Annotated in this window: 15 protein-coding genes; 14 read left to right on the forward strand and 1 reads right to left on the reverse strand. The window is 52.4% G+C overall.

The window, feature by feature from the left end; all coding sequences use genetic code 11:
* Positions 1-128: 128 nt before the first annotated feature.
* The 13 genes from ABHF33_RS10260 (at position 129) to ABHF33_RS10320 (ending at position 12,897) form a co-directional block, all read left to right on the forward strand.
* Entirely contained in the window at positions 129-1,433 is a 1,305-nt protein-coding gene (locus tag ABHF33_RS10260; RefSeq protein ID WP_348943877.1) for an ATP-binding protein, read from the forward strand.
* A 149-nt stretch (positions 1,434-1,582) separates the two neighbouring features.
* Positions 1,583-2,098: a hypothetical protein gene (locus tag ABHF33_RS10265; protein ID WP_348943878.1), complete on the forward strand. Its 516-nt coding sequence runs from the start codon at positions 1,583-1,585 to the stop codon at positions 2,096-2,098.
* Positions 2,099-2,184: 86 nt separating this feature from the next.
* Positions 2,185-2,988, forward strand: a complete 804-nt coding sequence (locus tag ABHF33_RS10270; protein WP_348943879.1) for a trypsin-like serine peptidase — start codon at positions 2,185-2,187, stop codon at positions 2,986-2,988.
* A gap of 104 nt (positions 2,989-3,092) precedes the next feature.
* Positions 3,093-4,349: a glutamate-5-semialdehyde dehydrogenase gene (locus tag ABHF33_RS10275; protein WP_348943880.1), complete on the forward strand. Its 1,257-nt coding sequence runs from the start codon at positions 3,093-3,095 to the stop codon at positions 4,347-4,349.
* Positions 4,349-4,624, forward strand: coding sequence for a chorismate mutase (locus ABHF33_RS10280; protein WP_348943881.1), 276 nt, complete (start codon positions 4,349-4,351; stop codon positions 4,622-4,624). The genes ABHF33_RS10275 and ABHF33_RS10280 overlap by 1 nt, the downstream gene beginning before the upstream one ends.
* Before the next feature lie 10 nt (positions 4,625-4,634).
* Positions 4,635-5,261 carry a nicotinate-nucleotide adenylyltransferase gene (nadD, locus tag ABHF33_RS10285; RefSeq protein ID WP_348943882.1) on the forward strand — a complete coding sequence of 209 codons (627 nt, stop codon included), beginning with the start codon at positions 4,635-4,637 and terminating at the stop codon, positions 5,259-5,261.
* 10 nt (positions 5,262-5,271) lie between these two features.
* The gene (rsfS, locus tag ABHF33_RS10290) at positions 5,272-5,658 is read left to right on the forward strand and encodes a ribosome silencing factor (protein ID WP_157314356.1); all 387 of its coding nucleotides are present in this window, start codon (positions 5,272-5,274) and stop codon (positions 5,656-5,658) included.
* Positions 5,659-5,848: 190 nt separating this feature from the next.
* Positions 5,849-6,775: a sulfate adenylyltransferase subunit CysD gene (cysD, locus tag ABHF33_RS10295; protein WP_348943883.1), complete on the forward strand. Its 927-nt coding sequence runs from the start codon at positions 5,849-5,851 to the stop codon at positions 6,773-6,775.
* A gap of 231 nt (positions 6,776-7,006) precedes the next feature.
* On the forward strand, positions 7,007-8,440 hold the full coding sequence (gene cysN / locus ABHF33_RS10300) for a sulfate adenylyltransferase subunit CysN (RefSeq protein ID WP_348943884.1): 1,434 nt from the start codon (positions 7,007-7,009) through the stop codon (positions 8,438-8,440).
* A 254-nt stretch (positions 8,441-8,694) separates the two neighbouring features.
* Positions 8,695-9,738: a type II secretion system protein GspL gene (gene gspL / locus ABHF33_RS10305; RefSeq protein ID WP_348943885.1), complete on the forward strand. Its 1,044-nt coding sequence runs from the start codon at positions 8,695-8,697 to the stop codon at positions 9,736-9,738.
* Positions 9,735-10,208, forward strand: coding sequence for a type II secretion system protein GspM (gene gspM, locus ABHF33_RS10310; RefSeq protein ID WP_348943886.1), 474 nt, complete (start codon positions 9,735-9,737; stop codon positions 10,206-10,208). Before gspL ends, gspM begins: the two co-directional genes overlap by 4 nt.
* Positions 10,205-10,948, forward strand: a complete 744-nt coding sequence (gene gspN, locus ABHF33_RS10315; protein ID WP_348943887.1) for a type II secretion system protein N — start codon at positions 10,205-10,207, stop codon at positions 10,946-10,948. The genes gspM and gspN overlap by 4 nt, the downstream gene beginning before the upstream one ends.
* 116 nt (positions 10,949-11,064) lie before the next feature.
* Positions 11,065-12,897, forward strand: coding sequence for a hypothetical protein (locus ABHF33_RS10320; RefSeq protein WP_348943888.1), 1,833 nt, complete (start codon positions 11,065-11,067; stop codon positions 12,895-12,897).
* A gap of 480 nt (positions 12,898-13,377) precedes the next feature.
* Here the strand turns inward: ABHF33_RS10320 and ABHF33_RS10325 are convergent, their stop codons facing one another.
* Complete coding sequence (locus ABHF33_RS10325; protein WP_348943889.1) at positions 13,378-14,346, reverse strand: polysaccharide deacetylase family protein; 969 nt, start codon at positions 14,344-14,346, stop codon at positions 13,378-13,380.
* Positions 14,347-14,556: 210 nt separating this feature from the next.
* Between ABHF33_RS10325 and ABHF33_RS10330 the strand changes: the two genes are divergently transcribed.
* Positions 14,557-16,890, forward strand: a complete 2,334-nt coding sequence (locus ABHF33_RS10330) for a hypothetical protein (protein WP_348943890.1) — start codon at positions 14,557-14,559, stop codon at positions 16,888-16,890.
* Positions 16,891-16,896 lie beyond the last annotated feature (6 nt).

Raw genomic sequence — 16,896 nt, forward strand, 5'->3', positions numbered from 1 at the left:
GAGCTAATGCTGTCGATTGCCGCCTCATGCTCTATTCCCACTCCCCCCGCCCTCTCCTTGAGAGGGAGCCTCGCTTCGCGAGTTGATGTGGTCTGAATGGATCGCAGTGCAATGATTGAAATGAGTCCATGATGCGCCAAGTTTTCATCCGTTTTTACCTCACCGTCGTGCTGTGTTTTCTCGCTTCATCCTTGCTGATTGGCGGTTTTTACAAGCAGATGATCGAGCGCACCAATCAGCGCTATCTGAGCGATATGTTTCTGTCGACTGTATCGCTGATCGAGAAAGAGCTGGGCGATCTGCCGCAATCGATGTGGCATGACGAAGCATCGCGGCTGCGCGGCAAATTGCCGGTGCCGGTGGAGATCGAGGCGCTCGATGCCTATGTGCTGTCGGAAGAAAATCAGGCTTCATTGCAGCGCGGCGATATTATCTTATTGCGTGATCGCGGCCTGTATTTGCACCGTATTCATAAAACGCAGCAGATGGTCGTGCTGGGGCCGATTTCGTTTCTGGAGTCGCTCGACGGCATTTCATGGATGGATATTCTGGCGCTGGTGCTGATGTGTCTGGCGCTGGGGATCCCCACTTGGTTATGGCTGCGGCCATTCTGGCGCGATCTGATTCAGGTAATCCGGCAAAGCCGCCGGCTGGGTTCGGGCGATTTCTCCGTGCGCGTCAACCTGGAAGACAGCTCGCCGCTGGCGGCGTTGGGCTCCAACTTTAACCGCATGGCGCACGATGTCGAGGAGCTCACCGCCTCGCGCCGCGCCATGATTGATGCCGTCTCGCACGATTTGCGCACCCCGCTTGCGCGCTTGCGCTATCGGCTAGAGGCGATCAAGGCCGGGGCTAATAGTGAATCGCAAGTGGCTGGCATCGAGCGTGATCTGGGGCAGATCGATCAGCTGATTGACGAATGGTTGACGATGTCCAGCCTCGATAGCCCGCAATTGCGCATGGAGGTGCAGCCGCTAGAAATCGTACCGTGGCTGCAGCGTTTGCTGAACGAATATACGCTCGATGGCACCGAGCCGACGCTGGACAATGCCACCGGCCAGCCCAGCCCGCTGTTTGACGTGGATAGCTATTACTTTGGCCGCGCCGTAGGCAATCTGCTCTCGAATGCCCGCCGTTATGGTGGTAAACAGATTCATCTGACCTTGCTCTGGCAGGACGGTACGGCCACGCTGCATATCGACGATAGTGGCGAGGGCATCCCAGTGGAAGACCGTGCGCGCCTGCTGCAACCGTTTACGCGGCTGGAAGGCAGCCGCAACAAAGCCACTGGCGGATTTGGTCTGGGGCTGGCAATTGTGGCCATGATTATGCGCGGCCACGGCGGCGCAGTCAGCATTCACGATGCGCCCAGTGGTGGTGCGAGGCTGAGTCTGAGTTGGCCCACGCCGATGCGCTCGGGCGATGCCCTGTAAGATGATGTAGTGGCTGTAGTGGAACTACGTACTTTACGTTACACATCATCACTAAGTATGTAGTGCAGCCATCGTAGTAAAACTCCATAATTCGCCGCGTTGAGGTATCCACTTTCGGATACTGGTAAAAAGAATATCGGAGTTTGAAGATGAACAAGATTGCTGCTGGCGTTATCGCTACCGTATTTGCTGCTGCTTCAGTATTTGCTGTTGCTGCTCCTGCTAAAAAAGCTTCTGCTGCTTCTGTAGCTTCTAAAGCTTCTGCTGTACAAAAAGCACAAGCTAAAAAGGCTTCTGCCGTAGCTTCTAAAGCATCTACTGCACAAAAAGCACAAGCTAAAAAGGCTTCTGCCGTAGCTTCTAAAGCATCTGCTGCGCAAAAAGCACAAGCTAAAAAAGCTTCTGCTGTAGCTTCTAAAGCATCTACTGCGCAAAAAGCACAAGCTAAAAAGGCTTCTGCTGTAGCTTCTAAAGCTTCTACTGCTCAAAAAGCACAAGCTAAAAAGGCTTCTGCCGTAGCTTCTAAAGCATCTGCTGCGCAAAAAGCACAAGCTAAGAAAGCTTCTGCTGTAGCTTCTAAAGCATCTACTGCACAAAAAGCACAAGCTAAGAAAGCCTCTGCGGCTTCTGTAGCTTCTAAAGCTTCTGCTGTTGCAAAAAAATAATCCGGGATTCATTTTCCGCTGATTGAAAAAGGACGGCTTGCCGTCCTTTTTTTACGTTCTGTTTGATCTCCCCAGGAGCGTCGCCCATGCGTTTATCCGGTTTGCTGGTCGCCCTATTGTTGTCTGTACCTGTGTTGGCCCAGGATGACGCGCAGCTGCAGAAAGAGCGGCAGGCCCTGTTTTTTGGCCACGATGATCGCGTCCATATTGCCGCACCCTATGCGGCGCCCTATGCAGCGATTGGCCGACTGGAAGTGAAATCGGGCGGCACCTGTACGGCAACCTTGGTCGCCCCCAATCTGGCGCTCACGGCGGCGCACTGCTTTTTGATGACGCCACGCAAAATCGACGCCGGGCGCTGGTTTATGGCTGGGTTTCATCAGGGCAAATATCAGGCGCGCTATCGGGTCATCGAGCAGCTCTTTCATCCCAAATTTCGTCAGGGGCTTACCTATAAAGGCGATGATGTCTATATCGAGCCCAGCGCTGCGCCCTACGATATCGCCTTGCTCAAGCTGAAACTGCAAGATGGCATCGCGCCATCCCCCATGCCGGTATTTCGCGGAAACCGGCAGCGCTTGATGCAGGCCATTTTGCGCTCGCAGCAAAAGGTGAATCAGGGCGGCTTTGCCGAAGACCACGATACGATCTTGTCGGCCCATTTGGGCTGTTCGCTCACGCAGTTGCGTAGTAATGGCACGATTTTCCATCGCTGCGATACCTTGTCGGGCGATTCGGGCTCGCCAATCTGGCTTGATTTGCCCGCCGGACCCACGCTGATTGCGGTGCAAAGCTCGGCACCCGACTGGTTTAATCGCCAGCAGGCCGATAATGTCGGCGTGACCGTGCTGCAATTACCTGCAGGCGCGAGCAAACTTTTGTCAAAATAAAGCCCGGCTTGGCGGGTGGCTGGCTAAATCCGTTTCACGTCGCTTCTAGTAAGCGATACAATGTGCTGATTCGATTATAAAAATAGCTCCGGAAAGAAAAGACGATGGATATTCAAGCTTATATGCAAACCGTAGGCCGTCAGGCGCGCGCTGCCAGTCGTGCTATGGCCAAGGCCAGCACCGGCGCTAAGAATGCCGCACTGAACGCGATTGCCGATGCAATTGTGCGCGATGCAGCCAAGCTGCTCGCCGCCAATGGCCGTGATATGGAGCAAGCGCGTGCCGATGGTCTGGAGCCCGCGCTGCTCGACCGTCTGCAACTCACTGACAAAACCATCGCCACCATGGCGCAAGGCTTGCGCGAAATGGTGGCGCTGCCCGATCCGATCGGCAATATGGGTGATTTCAAATATCGCCCCAGCGGCATTCAAGTTGGCAAAATGCGTGTCCCGCTGGGCGTGATCGGCATTATTTATGAAGCGCGCCCGAACGTGACCGCCGATGCCGCTGGCCTGTGCATTAAATCGGGGAACGCCACAATCTTGCGCGGTGGCCGCGAAGCATTCCATTGCAATCAGGCGATTGCGGCGTGCGTGAAAGAAGGCCTGGCTGCAGCGGGCTTGCCAGAAACTGCGGTGCAAATCATCGAAACACCAGACCGAGCTGCGGTGGGTGAGCTGATTACGATGAGCGAGTTTGTCGACGTGATCGTGCCACGCGGTGGCAAAGGCTTGATCGAGCGCATTTCACGCGACGCGCGCGTGCCAGTGATCAAGCATCTGGACGGCATCTGCCATGTGTACATCGACGACGAAGCCGATCCAGCCAAAGCGATCCGCATTGCCGACAATGCGAAAACGCATCGCTACGCGCCATGCAATACGATGGAAACGCTGTTGGTGAACGAAAACGTGGCCGAAGTAATTTTGCCGGAGATTGCTGCGATTTACCGCGAAAAAGGCGTTGAAATGCGCGGCTGTGCTGCGACGCAGGCGATTCTGAACGACGCGATTGCCGCGACCGAAGAAGATTGGCGTACTGAATACCTCGCGCCGATTATTTCAATCCGTATCGTGAGCGATATTGATCAGGCGATGGATCACATCAACACCTACGGCAGCCATCACACCGACGCGATTGTTACCGAAAACTACACTAAGGCGCGCCAGTTCCTGCGCGAAGTCGATAGCGCCAGCGTGATGGTCAATGCCTCAACGCGCTTTGCCGATGGTTTTGAATATGGCTTGGGTGCCGAGATTGGCATCTCCACCGACAAAATCCACGCGCGTGGCCCGGTGGGTCTGGAAGGATTAACCAGCGAGAAATGGATTGTGCTGGGCGATGGCGAGGTGCGCGTGTAATGAGTGTGCCAGCCGAACTCCTCGCCTTGCGCGAGCAAATCGACGCGCTCGATCAGCAGCTGTTTAGCGTACTGGCCGAGCGTTTCAAAGTCACCGCCCAGGTGGGGCAGTTGAAAAAGCAGCATCAACTGCCAGCGCAAGACGCCACCCGCGAAGCCCAGCAATTGGAAAAAACCGCAGCGCTGGCGGCGCAAACCGGGCTCGATCCCGACTTTGCCCAGCGCCTGCAGCGGCTGATTCTGGACGAGGTCGTGGCACAGCATAAATTGTGCTGAGCCCAATTTGATGCAGAAAATCGGCATCTTTGGCGGCACGTTTGACCCAATTCACTACGGGCACATTGAATTGGCGCGTTGTATGCGTGATCAATTGCAGTTGGCTGAAGTGCGGCTGATTCCTACCGGTTTGCCGCCGCATCGCCCGCCATCACGCGTTTCTCCGCAGCAGCGTTTTGACTGGGTGCAGGCGGCCATCGCAGGCGAAGCGGGCTTGATTGCTGATGATAGGGAAGTTCGTCGTGAGGGGTATTGCTATACAATCGACACGCTGATTGAGCTGCAGCAAGATACCCCTAATGCCTTGCTGGTGTGGCTGATCGGCGCTGATTCGTGGCTGAATTTGGCTCGCTGGCACCGCTGGCGCGAGCTGCTCGACATCGGGCACTTGCTGATTGCGGCTCGGCCAGACTATGCTTTTGATGGCTTAAGCGCTGATTTATCAGAAGAATTTGCCATTCGGCACGTAATAGCCAACACCGACACCCTGTCTCGGGGTAAAATCAGCCTATTATCAAGCCCACTTATGCCTGTTTCGTCCACTTTAGTGCGGGAAATGCTCGCACGTGGGGAAGATGTTTCAGCACTCACCCCTGTGTACGAACAGATCGTCGCCAGTGGGCTTTACCGTTTTTGAAGGAAATACAATGAATGAAACTTTGATCGCGATGCGCGATATTGCCGTGAATGCTTTGGAAGACATCAAAGCGAAAGAAATCCAGGTGCTGGATACTGCCAAACTGACTGATCTGTTTGAATGCATGATTGTCGCCACCGGCGATTCAAACCGCCAGGTGCGCGCGCTGGCCAATAATGTGGCCGTTGATTTGAAAGCCAAAGGCTATGAAATCATGAGCACCGAAGGCGAAGAAACCGGCGAGTGGGTGCTGGTGGATGCCGGTAGCCTGGTGGTTCACGTGATGTTGCCAGCCGTACGCGATTACTACGATCTGGAGCAATTGTGGGGCGGCCAGAAGCCAACATTTAACCCTATGGGTCGTGCCTGGTCGGCAGCCAATACGGTTGACGAATAAGTTGTAATGGCAATGGATGATGGCGGCCATGGGTTGGATCAATCCTCGGCCGCCATTATTTTGCCCTTAGTGCAGGCCTGATCTGGCCTAGATGAAATTGATCTATGCATATAGCCACATGTTCTTTTTCCACGCGGAATTTAAGTTTAGATTCCGTCTCTATTGATTTTTAGCAGTGAAAGTCCACGCCATGAATACCTTGTCCGAAGCACGGCTGACGCATCTGAAGCAGCTTGAAGCCGAATCCATCCACATCATCCGTGAAGTGGCTGCCGAATTTGAAAACCCCGTCATGTTGTACTCGATTGGTAAAGATTCAGCCGTGATGCTGCATCTGGCCAAAAAAGCCTTTGCGCCGGGCAAGCCACCGTTCCCGCTGATGCACGTGGATACGACGTGGAAATTCCAAGACATGTACAAGCTGCGCGAAAAGCAAAAAGCCGAAGGCTGGAATCTGATCACGCATGTCAATCAGGAAGGCGTTGCAGCCGGCATCAATCCGTTTACTGCCGGTTCGGCCAAGCACACCGATGTGATGAAAACCGAAGGCTTGAAACAAGCTTTGAACAAATACGGTTTTGACGCTGCTTTCGGTGGCGCACGCCGCGACGAAGAAAAATCACGCGCCAAAGAGCGTGTGTATTCATTCCGCGATAAAAACCACCGTTGGGACCCAAAAAACCAGCGTCCAGAGCTGTGGAATATCTATAACTCGAAAGTCGATAAAGGCGAATCGATCCGCGTTTTCCCGATTTCAAACTGGACCGAGCTCGATATTTGGCAATACATCTACCTCGAAAACATCGAAATCGTACCGCTGTATTTCTCAGCCGAGCGCGAAGTGGTGGATTACAACGGCACGACCGTGATGATCGACGACGATCGGATCCTGCAATACTTAACGCCAGAGCAAAAAGCGACGATCACCAAAAAATGGGTACGCTTCCGTACGCTGGGCTGTTACCCGCTGACTGGTGCGGTGGAGTCTAAAGCGACGACGCTGCCTGAGGTGATTCAGGAAATGCTGCTGGCGACCACGTCAGAGCGCCAAGGGCGTGCCATTGACCATGATTCGTCAGGTTCGATGGAGAAGAAAAAAATGGAAGGCTACTTCTAAGCGTTAGCCTACTGCGCAAACCAAATTCTGCGTCGTGCGCGTTGCGCAATGCTCATGGACTTTGTGTCCATTCCGCTTGCTTACGGTGCTGGCTCCTTGCTTTTGGTTTGCTCGCTACGGCCTTGAATGAAATGGATACTCGTAGGGTGGGTTAGGCCAAAGGCCGTAACCCACCATGAATACCGCCGTTTAAGACCGTTTCGTACGAATTTGTGAGATTGGAAGAACACAATGTCAAATCAATCAGAACTCATTGCCAGCGATATTCTGGCGTACCTCAAGCAGCACGAAAACAAAGACATGCTGCGCTTTATTACTTGCGGCAATGTGGATGACGGTAAGTCGACTTTGATCGGCCGTTTGCTGCACGACTCGAAACTGATTTTTGATGATCACCTCGCGGCGATTCAGAAAGACAGTAAAAAATTTAACACCACTGACCAAGAAATCGACTTGGCATTGCTGGTCGATGGCTTGCAAGCCGAGCGCGAGCAGGGCATTACGATTGACGTGGCGTATCGCTATTTCAGTACTGAAAAGCGCAAATTCATCATTGCCGACTGCCCTGGTCACGAGCAGTACACGCGCAATATGGCGACCGGTGCTTCAACGTCAAACTTGGCCATTATCCTGATCGACGCGCGTTACGGCGTGCAAACGCAAACGCGTCGTCACAGCTTTATCGTGTCGCTGCTCGGTATCAAGCATGTGATCGTTGCGGTCAACAAAATGGACTTGGTTGATTTCAGTGAAGCGCGCTACAACGAAATCCGCGCGCAATATCTGGAATTTGCTAAAGATTTGAACATCAGCGATATCCGCTTTGTGCCGCTGTCGGCGCTGCGTGGCGATAACGTGGTGAACGAGTCAGACAAAACACCATGGTACGAAGGCGAGACTTTGATGGGCTTGCTGGAAAGCGTGCAAATCAATAAAGACGCCAAGCTTGACGCTTTCCGCCTGCCAGTACAGTACGTGAACCGCCCAAATCTGGATTTCCGTGGTTTCTGCGGCACGATTGCGGCGGGCCATGTGCTGCCAGGTGATGAGATTGTCGCTTTGCCATCAGGTAAAAAGTCGAAAGTCAAAGCCATTGTGACGTACGAAGGCGAGCAAACTGTCGCGTTCTCAGGTCAGGCAATTACGCTGACGCTGGAAGACGAAATCGATATTTCTCGTGGCGATATGATTGTTCGTGCGCAAGATGCACAGCCGCATGTTGGCAGCGCGTTTGACGCCCATGTGGTGTGGATGAACGAAGCGCCGCTGGTGATTGGCAAGGAGTATATCGTCAAACTCGGCGGTAAACAGTGCTTCGGGCGAGTTACCTCTATCCAGTATCGTATCGACGTGAATAGTTTGGAGCAGTTGAGCGTTTCAGAGTTGAAGCTCAATGAAATCGCCTTGGTGCGTTTCGAGTTGACCGCGCCAATCGCCTACGACAAATACAGCGAATGCCGTGGCACGGGTAATCTGATCGTCATTGACCGCCTGAGCAACGCGACCATCGCTGCGGGCATGATCGTTGCACCCGCCGAGGCGAGTGCAGGCAGCGCTGATTTGGACGAATTAAGCCGCCTGCGCGCATTTGAAGCCGACCTGAATGCCTTGGTGCGCAAGCACTTCCCGCATTGGGGTGCCAAAGACATCCGCGATCTACTCTGATGTTTTAGCCCCCTTCCATCTCTTCCTCGAAGAGATGCCGCCTTGGGTGGTGTGAGGGTGATTAAAAAAACGGCAGCGAAGGCTGCCGTTTTTTCGTTCCGGATAAAGCATGGATTTGCAAACTGCAGCAAATCAGCATTTTTTTGGCTTTAAGCGGCATAACGGTGTAAATCGTCATCGTTTTGACGGCACAATAGCGAACTTGAGATTTTCTTTCGCAAGCCGCCAAGCTTGCGACAATAGGTAAGCCCTGTATGGTTCAGCATGTTTCCCGGGTCGTTGTCAGAATTCAGACTACGCCATTGGCTATTTACGATTGGCTGGCATTTGATGCTCAAGGTGTCCAATGCGCCCATGGGCATGGCCAGCCCTGGCCCGATACGCAGCAGCTTGATCTGGCGATTCCAGCCGCCTGGCTAACCGCGCACCGGATTACTCTGCCCAAAGTCAGCGACAAACAACGCCAGCAGCTGATCACACAAGCACTGGAAGATCGCGTGCTTGGTCCTTTGCACGAATATCAATGGCTGGCGAGCGCGCAGCAGCAGGGCGTATCCGAGGTATGGGTACTTGCTACTGCCAGAATCCAGCAGCTACAGGCTTGGGTGAGCGCTCAGCATCTGGAAGTGCAGCGCTGGATTCCCGAATTTGCGCTGCTGCCAGCGACGGGTGATTGTGTCGCACCCGCAGTGCAAGGCTTGATGGCGCGGTGTGCTGGCGAGCTGATCTGGCTGAGTGATGAAAGCGAATTGCTGGCTCTGCCCACCTTACAGGGTTTAAGCCAACTGAGCTGCGAGCAGTTAAGCGCGCCTCAGCCTGCGACGGTCAGTTTCTATCGGCATAAATCCAAAGGAGTATCGCTGCAAAGCCTATGGATTGATTGGCGTTGGTGCATATATCTACTAGGGGTATGTTTTGGATTACTGTTGTTGAGCCAGATTTTGCAATGGCGCAGCTTGGCCAATCGCGAAGTGGCTTTGCGCCAGGAAATTCGCCAAACCTTTGCCAGCCTTTATCCCGGCGTACCGATTGTTGACCCGATGCTGCAATGGCAAAGCTTGCAAAAGCAGGGCGGGCATGTTAGCGGTGGCGACGCGCTGGATCTCTTGTACCGTGCTGTCGGCCAAATGAGTGGTGAGCTAGGTGCAGAAAGTATTGGTGTGAAAGAGGGCAAAGTGACCGTGATCTTGCCTGCCGCAGCGGGTAATTCTTTGCTGGCTCAATTGAATGCACAAGGCGCCAAAGTGACGAGCAGCACCTTACCCGATGGACGCATGAATCTGGAGTTGCAGCCATGAGCCATCCACTGATCGTAAAAGCCCAGAATTACTGGCAAGCGCGCAGCCCGCGCGAGCGCCGCGTATTACAAATCTGGCTGCTGCTGGTGGCCAGTGCGGCGATTTATTGGGGGCTCTATTCACCGCTGAGCGCTGAAATCACGCGCTTGCAGCGCGCCGTGCCCACGCTGGAAAACCAGCTGATCACGATGCGCGGTAGCAAAACCGAGGTCGCGGTATTGCAGCCGAGTGCGGCGCAACAAGACTTACGCACCGCAGCCTTTGCCGCGATCAGCTCCAAGCAGCTCAGCGCCGATATTCGCTCGATCACCCCGACCCAGCTTGAATTGCGCGCCAGCTTGCCCACGGTGAATGAGGCGCTCAATCTGGCGCACAGTCTGCGCAATGAGTTGGCCGCCAAAATTAGCGCAATTCAAATCAAATCAGATGCGCAAGGCACGGCTTTGCTCATCATCCTGGAGCGATCATGAGCCGCTTACGCAAATGGAGTCTTGGCCTGTTTATTGTGCTGGCGCTGTTGCTGGTCTTGATCGTGCGCATGCCGGTGGCCATGTTGCAAACCGTGTTACCCAGCTCGGTGTCCTTGGTGCAAACCAGCGGCACGTTGTGGGATGGTCGCGCCAGCGCCTTGGGGCTGGAAGGCATCGCCATCCAGCAAAACCTGCGCTGGCAATTTGAACCCAAAGCCATATTGGGTGGCCAGCTGGCCTGGAAACTCAACGGCCAAGCGGCGGGCAGTGAAGCCAATAGTCAGGCGCGTTTGGTGTTAGGGGTACGCGGCGCAGCGCTGGAAAACGTCGATGTCACGCTACCGCTTGAAGGCATCTTGCGCACCATCCCCAAAATCGCCAGCTGGGGCTTGGGTGGCACAGCACAATTGCGCAGCACTCGGCTATCCAAACAAGCGGGCGACAGCGCCGAGCTGACTATCGACCCGCTATTTAGCCAGCTGGTGCCCGCCCTGAGCCCACTGACCACGCTGCGCGCCACTCTGACGATGAACGACGGCGGAGCCAACTGGACGATCAACCCTGCAGGCGCCAGCGCCATCACGGTCAACGGCCAAGGCGCACTGCAATGGCAGGCTGGTGGGCGCGTGGGCTCACAAGGCGAAATCAATCTGCAGCCGGATGACAAAGTCAAACAGCAGCTTGCACCTTTGCTAATACAAATACCTGCGACTGCGAATGGGTATCAGCTGAAATTCTGACCTATTGGGCTGTTCGGCGCTTAAGCAAGATTTGATTTTTATTTACTCATCCTTTCTTTTTGCTTTCTCTGTGTGCGGCTTGTGCTACGCTCCCTCCTTTCAAAAAGGAGGTTTTCATGTCGTTCAGACATTGTTCTGCCTGGGTGCTGTCCCTGTCTCTGGTGGCATGTGGCGGCGGTGGTGCAGATACACCAATGCCAAGCCCGACTGCAGTGCCACAGTCGCCACAATCGGTTTCCGGGCTTGCAGCCTATGGCATGGCGCTGGCTCATGCGCAGATCATCATGAAAGATCGCCATGGCAATGTGTTGACGACACAGGCCGATGCCAAAGGGCAATGGTCGATTGCCGACGTCAGCAGTTTGACTGCGCCAATGGTGATTCAGGCCAAGGGGACGGTGGGTGGTGTGGGGCATACATTCTACAGTGTGCCTATTGGGCCAGTTGGTCCCACTTCAACGGCCAATATTAACCCGCTTACGACCGCGCTGCTGGCGCAGGCTGCGGGTATTTCTCCCGATGTGATCTTTGCCGATCCGGGCAGGCTGGCGTCACTTGACTCGGCTAAGCTGCAAGCGGCACAGCAAAAGCTACGGTTGGCGCTGGCTGGTTACCTCTCGGCTTTGGGGATCGAAGCCAAACGGCTAGACTTTATTGCGACAGCATTTACTGCAGATCATCAGGGGCTGGATAAACTGATGGATCTGGTCAAGGTTCATGCTATTTCTGTTGGCGAGCAGATGGCCATCACCGTTGACGACACCACGACTGACACTTCGGTACAGATTGTGCCGAATGAAATGCCAAAAGAGCTTGCCAGACCCGATCCCGCCACGCTGGCGCTTGATCTGGCCGCGATACCTTCAAGATTGTTGCAGTGGAATCAGTTGTTGAAAACCAAGGCCGGTGTTGATTCCGCAGCATTTGCCGCATTTTGGGATGAGGCGTATCTGGATACGGCCGGCTCCAGCGCTGATGAAATTACGAAACTCAGGAAAGAGTACGAGTTGGATCCAGGACTGGCTTTGCAGGCCTCACTGGTTTCAGTGCTGGGGTGCAAGCTCAAGGTCTGCCAGGTATTACTGTCACTGACAGATGCTAAAGGTGTGTCACGACTCAGTGAAAAAACCTATCTGAAGCAGGGGGCCGATGGCCAATGGCGGTTTTTTGGTGACCAGGGCCGATATGGTCCAGATTTTGCAGCCGGATTTTTCTCGCTGGCCGAGAAAAGGCAATCTCTCTATCGCTCAGGTGCGCCAGCCGCTGACTATCAGCAGCTGATCCAGCTGTTTGTACGGCACCCGTTTCGCGACAGCATAGGCTGCGCGCGTTTTTATGCCAAAGGTAAGGCTGATTCTGGCTGGAAAAAATACTATGAGATGAACGCTTCTGCGACGAATCCGGTGATGACGAGGCGCTGGTATAACCCGTCGGATGAAATCATTAATGAGCTGAATGCCAAAATTGATGCGGGTGGGGCTTTATACCGTGTTGAAACTTTTGCCAACGCTGATTGCACAGGGACAAGCCGTTACTACGATCAAAGCTTGACCCAGCGTTTTTATTCGGAGGCCGGGCTGGTCAATATTGCATTCCCTGATGCCATCGGATTAGGGGAAAATAAAGTCCGTTTTAATGCACAAGGAATCAACTACTTGCGCGTCACGATTGAAAGCTTGAAGAACAAGACGACGCTAGCCGATGTGGAATGGAAAGGGGAGGCGATCAAAGCGCTGGGTGGCGAGGTCTCGGTAGCCAAAGTTCAGGCAAGCCTGAATGGCAGCAGCGCAGACTGGAGCGATGCGGTGATTACTCGCTGGTATGCCGAAGCAGATCATCACATCAGCACTGCTTATACCTGGAGCAATTCCTGCAGTTATCTGGGCGTGTCTCTCAGTGCGCTCAATTCCTGCTTGCGCAGCCAAACGCTGGCTCAAACCGCTTGGTAAATTGGGAGTATGTTGGTGCCGTTTTTAACGGTGCAAGTCATAAAGAGTTCGCGCAGCCCGATAGAGCGAAGTGACAGTGATTGTAGGAAAAACCGCCAGATCATGCTGGCGGTTTTTTTTGTATCTGCGACATTCAAGCAAACGCTCTATTGGCAATGCGCCGCAGCACTCACTGGGCTTAGGAAGGCCATTGATCCCAGAGATGAATTTGCCACGGCTGCATGCTGCGCAATCTGGCACTGCTTGATTTGCACTTGATGATGCTGCAAGTCGGAGTATACATGGCATGGTATATGGCTATGGGTGTTGTATTTATTGTCCTGTATGAAAATACCCTTTAAAGGGTGCAATCTCCTCAATACGTGCTGATCCGAGCTTCACTGATGGCGCAACAAAAGCACGTCCGCCGTCGTGGATTGCGACTGTAAAACATCGCGCCGAAAGCGCTAAACACGATGGGCATGAAAGAAGGCGCATCGCCTATTTAAGGCAGTGCCTAGCCGGGTTCTGATTCAGTTGCTCCTGCAGTTTCTGCAATGGGGTATAGGTCATCGGCTTGATGCCACGCTCTTTGATTGTTTGGTGTAGCACCGGGTCTTGCCATGCTGCATAGTCGGTCAGGCGCAAGGTCAGGTCGGGGATGGCGGCCTGCGCTGATGGGCTGTCTTCCGCTGGATGAATGCCAATGGTGTGTACCCCACGCGGCAATTGCTTGATCAGCTCTAAATAACCCTGATACGCGACGCCACGCTGGCGCATGCCGGGGTTGTATTGCATCGAAAAAGTATCAGGCGTGGCAATCGCGTTTTCAGACTGAACCTGCCGATGCAGCTGGTACTGCTCTTTGAGCGAACCCTGAAAGGATTGAATCACAATCGGAATGCCCGTTTCTTTGGGCAGACTGGCGTAGATGTTGAGTAACTCGGGGGTGGCAGGCCAGAACACCATATGGGCATCCAGATGCGTGATTTTCAGGCCGGCGGCTTGCACTTTGGCGATCTGTGCGAGTAGCTCTTTTTTCACTTCGGCAGGTTTGGCGTGTGCCGCCAGCTCGGCCACCGTGGCCCATAAATTGCCTTGCGGATTGTAGAGCGAGGGCACTTCATCACGCGATAGCACCGCGCCCCACGGCTGCTTTTCCTGCCATTCATTCGTTAGCGTGAGATGCACACCCACCGCTAGGTTGCGCGCTTTGGCCCATTTGGCTGCTTGCGCAAAATTGGGCGTCGGCGGCATCAGCGACAGATCCTGAATTTGCCCCGCATCAATTAGCTTGAACGCTGCCTTATCCAGATCGGGATGCATGCCAATGTCGTCGGCATTGACGATCAGCGCAGTATCCTGATCACTCAGGCCAATACACCTGGCCAGCGGCGTTGCCAAAGCTGGGGTTGCGGCGATCAATCCACCGATAAATAAGATTGCTTGTCGTGTGGTTCTTGGCATCATCGTTCATCCAAAGTGATTGTTATGCCACAGTCGCTAAGCCTGAGCCACCTGTGGCGGAGGTGTATAAATCGCCGCGAGTTTTGCTGTTGGTAGTTTGCGTTCTTATTTTTTTACTGTCTTATTTCTGCATTTTTAAACAAGTGACCGAGTTTTTGCTGATTCAGTTGTCATGCGTTTGATACTATAAATGTTTTCGATTGGAGTAAGTTAATGTTGATTGATAAGTATGCTGGACTTTTGTTGTGTTTAAGCTTGGTCGCATGCGGTGGTGGCACATCAAGCTCATCGTCTTCTGGTGTTACGGACACAGTGCAAAATAGCGCGAAATCGGTTTCTGGCGTTGCTGCATATGGCATGGCACTCGTCAGCGCAGAGATCGTTATTAAAGGCGCTAATGGCAAAACCTTGACAACCACAACCGATGCAAACGGTAAGTGGACGGTGCAGGATGTCAGCAGCCTAACAGCGCCCATGGTGATCCGGGCGAAAGGAATAGTTGGCGGCGTAAGCCAGGAGTTATATAGCGTTTTGACGACGCAAGCCGCCGGAGGAGTTACCGCTAACGTCACGCCACTGACGACTGCGCTGTTGAGCCAGGCCACAGGCCTCGCCCCAGCGGCTTTATTTGCCGATCCAGTTAAAATCGCCGCAGTAAATCCAGCCAAAGTCGCTGCAGCTCAAACCAAGTTAGTTGCTGTACTAAGTGACTACATGGCGGCACTTGGCATTGATGTCAGCAAAGTTGATTTGATTGAATCTGCGTTTGAAGCGAATAACAAAGGCTTCGATAAGCTGATGGATTTGGTTAAAGTATCATCAAGTGGAATCGGTGATGCGACTGCAATAGTGGTGAAAGATAAAGCGTCTGGTGAAACAGTTGAGTTTAAAGTTGCAGAGCAAACAAAGAAATTAAGCAAGCCCAATGCAGAAACTGCGGCATTGGATTTGAGCGAAATTCGCACAATATTTGCTGAATATAATGCGATTTTAAAAACCAAGGCGGGTGTTGATTCAAAAGCATTTGCTGATGCATGGGATGATCAGTACCTGAATGGTGGTTTCAATAAAAATGAAAGTATTGCCGATATTCGAGCCGAGTATGCCAAAAATCCAAATCTCGCTCGGCAGGGTACTTTGATTGATATTCTGGGCTGCACAAGTAAAGTCTGCCAATTGAAAATAAAATGGACTAATAGTTTGGGCGAGGTTGAAGTCGATGATGATTACTTTATTCGCCAGGCGGCAGATGGTAAATGGAAGATATATGGTGATCAGCAGCTATTCAAAGCCAAGGTTCAAGCCTGGGCTCATAAGCGTGTGACTGTTGCCGCTGATGGTCGAATAGTGGCGACCGAATTTTTTGGCCCAATGATTAATGTGCATGCTAGGTCACCAAAAGATTCAAAGATTGCTTGTGCAAAATTTTATGCAAAGGGCAAATCCGATTCGGACTGGACTGAATACTCAAAAGAAGGTGTGTCGGAACCACATGTGTCACTGCCTTGGATTTATGAGGTTCCGGTAAATGTTGCCGATGAGCTTAATACAAAAATACAAGCCGGTGGTGCACTCTATAAAGTAGAGCTTTTTACCAAGAAAGATTGCTCTGGTATTAAGTCGAGCGTCATTCGCCCATTAACGAATAGCTTGTATATGGCCGATCAGTTACCTTCTTTGCCCTACCCGAGTATCAACACTGCAGATTTCGGGACAAATCAACTTCGCTATATGAGCTCAGCTAATTTGATTGAGGCATCCATCTCAATTCATAAGAAAACTGATTTATCTGAGATCTATCCAATTTCGGTATTTGAAGGAAAAGATTTATCAACTTATTCTGGAAAATTGACTGTCAAGATGGGAGAGGATCAAGAGAATGCCAGACTGCAACAGTATGAGCCAAATCAAAGATATGATTGGGCTGATGGTATTATTCTCTACGCCTTTTTGCGTGATGAAAATGGCTTGATTACTTCATATCGTCCAGAAGTATGGCCTGTAAAATTTTACACTTATGAATCCGGTGAGTTTAAATTTTTTGAGCGTGTGAGCAGTAATAGTTCGACTTCAGGTAGTTTCTATCTATATGATAAAGGTCGTATCAATCTTACTGCTACTGCAGGTGGTCATTTGACCATTTCAGGCTGGAATGGAAGCTGGTCACATGCGCTTGAATATCGCGCAATTATGTTATGTGAACCTGTGAACACAAGTAAATTCGTTCTATTAACTGCCGATAGAGAGGACATTTCTTTAAATGAACTAAAGGGCCGTACTTTTGAGTACAAGCAGGGGTGCGGTGCGGAAAGGTCAAGTGTTTCTGTTGCTGCAAATGGCCAGATTACATTTAGCAGCGGATTAACATTATCTACCGCCCAGTCTGAAGCTTCATTCTCGGCCGCTGGCTTGGATTTCGGAGATAGAATTATTTACAATAAGGCTTATAAATTGCCTGATCAGGATGGTAAATACTCGTTCGTTGTTGTTTCACGCACACATGTAAAAGCGGATGCTGCTAAGAGCTATCAGAGCTGGTGGCAATAAATCAGT

Origin of the sequence: Chitinibacter sp. FCG-7 (assembly GCF_040047665.1) — a bacterium.
Lineage (GTDB): Bacteria > Pseudomonadota > Gammaproteobacteria > Burkholderiales > Chitinibacteraceae > Chitinibacter > Chitinibacter mangrovi.

Coding starts and splice junctions, on each gene's coding strand:
- ABHF33_RS10260 (WP_348943877.1), top strand. CDS start 129: ATGATGCGCCAAGTTTTCATCCGTTTTTACCTCACCGTCGTGCTGTGT.
- ABHF33_RS10265 (WP_348943878.1), top strand. CDS start 1,583: ATGAACAAGATTGCTGCTGGCGTTATCGCTACCGTATTTGCTGCTGCT.
- ABHF33_RS10270 (WP_348943879.1), top strand. CDS start 2,185: ATGCGTTTATCCGGTTTGCTGGTCGCCCTATTGTTGTCTGTACCTGTG.
- ABHF33_RS10275 (WP_348943880.1), top strand. CDS start 3,093: ATGGATATTCAAGCTTATATGCAAACCGTAGGCCGTCAGGCGCGCGCT.
- ABHF33_RS10280 (WP_348943881.1), top strand. CDS start 4,349: ATGAGTGTGCCAGCCGAACTCCTCGCCTTGCGCGAGCAAATCGACGCG.
- nadD (WP_348943882.1), top strand. CDS start 4,635: ATGCAGAAAATCGGCATCTTTGGCGGCACGTTTGACCCAATTCACTAC.
- rsfS (WP_157314356.1), top strand. CDS start 5,272: ATGAATGAAACTTTGATCGCGATGCGCGATATTGCCGTGAATGCTTTG.
- cysD (WP_348943883.1), top strand. CDS start 5,849: ATGAATACCTTGTCCGAAGCACGGCTGACGCATCTGAAGCAGCTTGAA.
- cysN (WP_348943884.1), top strand. CDS start 7,007: ATGTCAAATCAATCAGAACTCATTGCCAGCGATATTCTGGCGTACCTC.
- gspL (WP_348943885.1), top strand. CDS start 8,695: ATGGTTCAGCATGTTTCCCGGGTCGTTGTCAGAATTCAGACTACGCCA.
- gspM (WP_348943886.1), top strand. CDS start 9,735: ATGAGCCATCCACTGATCGTAAAAGCCCAGAATTACTGGCAAGCGCGC.
- gspN (WP_348943887.1), top strand. CDS start 10,205: ATGAGCCGCTTACGCAAATGGAGTCTTGGCCTGTTTATTGTGCTGGCG.
- ABHF33_RS10320 (WP_348943888.1), top strand. CDS start 11,065: ATGTCGTTCAGACATTGTTCTGCCTGGGTGCTGTCCCTGTCTCTGGTG.
- ABHF33_RS10325 (WP_348943889.1), bottom strand. CDS start 14,346: ATGATGCCAAGAACCACACGACAAGCAATCTTATTTATCGGTGGATTG.
- ABHF33_RS10330 (WP_348943890.1), top strand. CDS start 14,557: ATGTTGATTGATAAGTATGCTGGACTTTTGTTGTGTTTAAGCTTGGTC.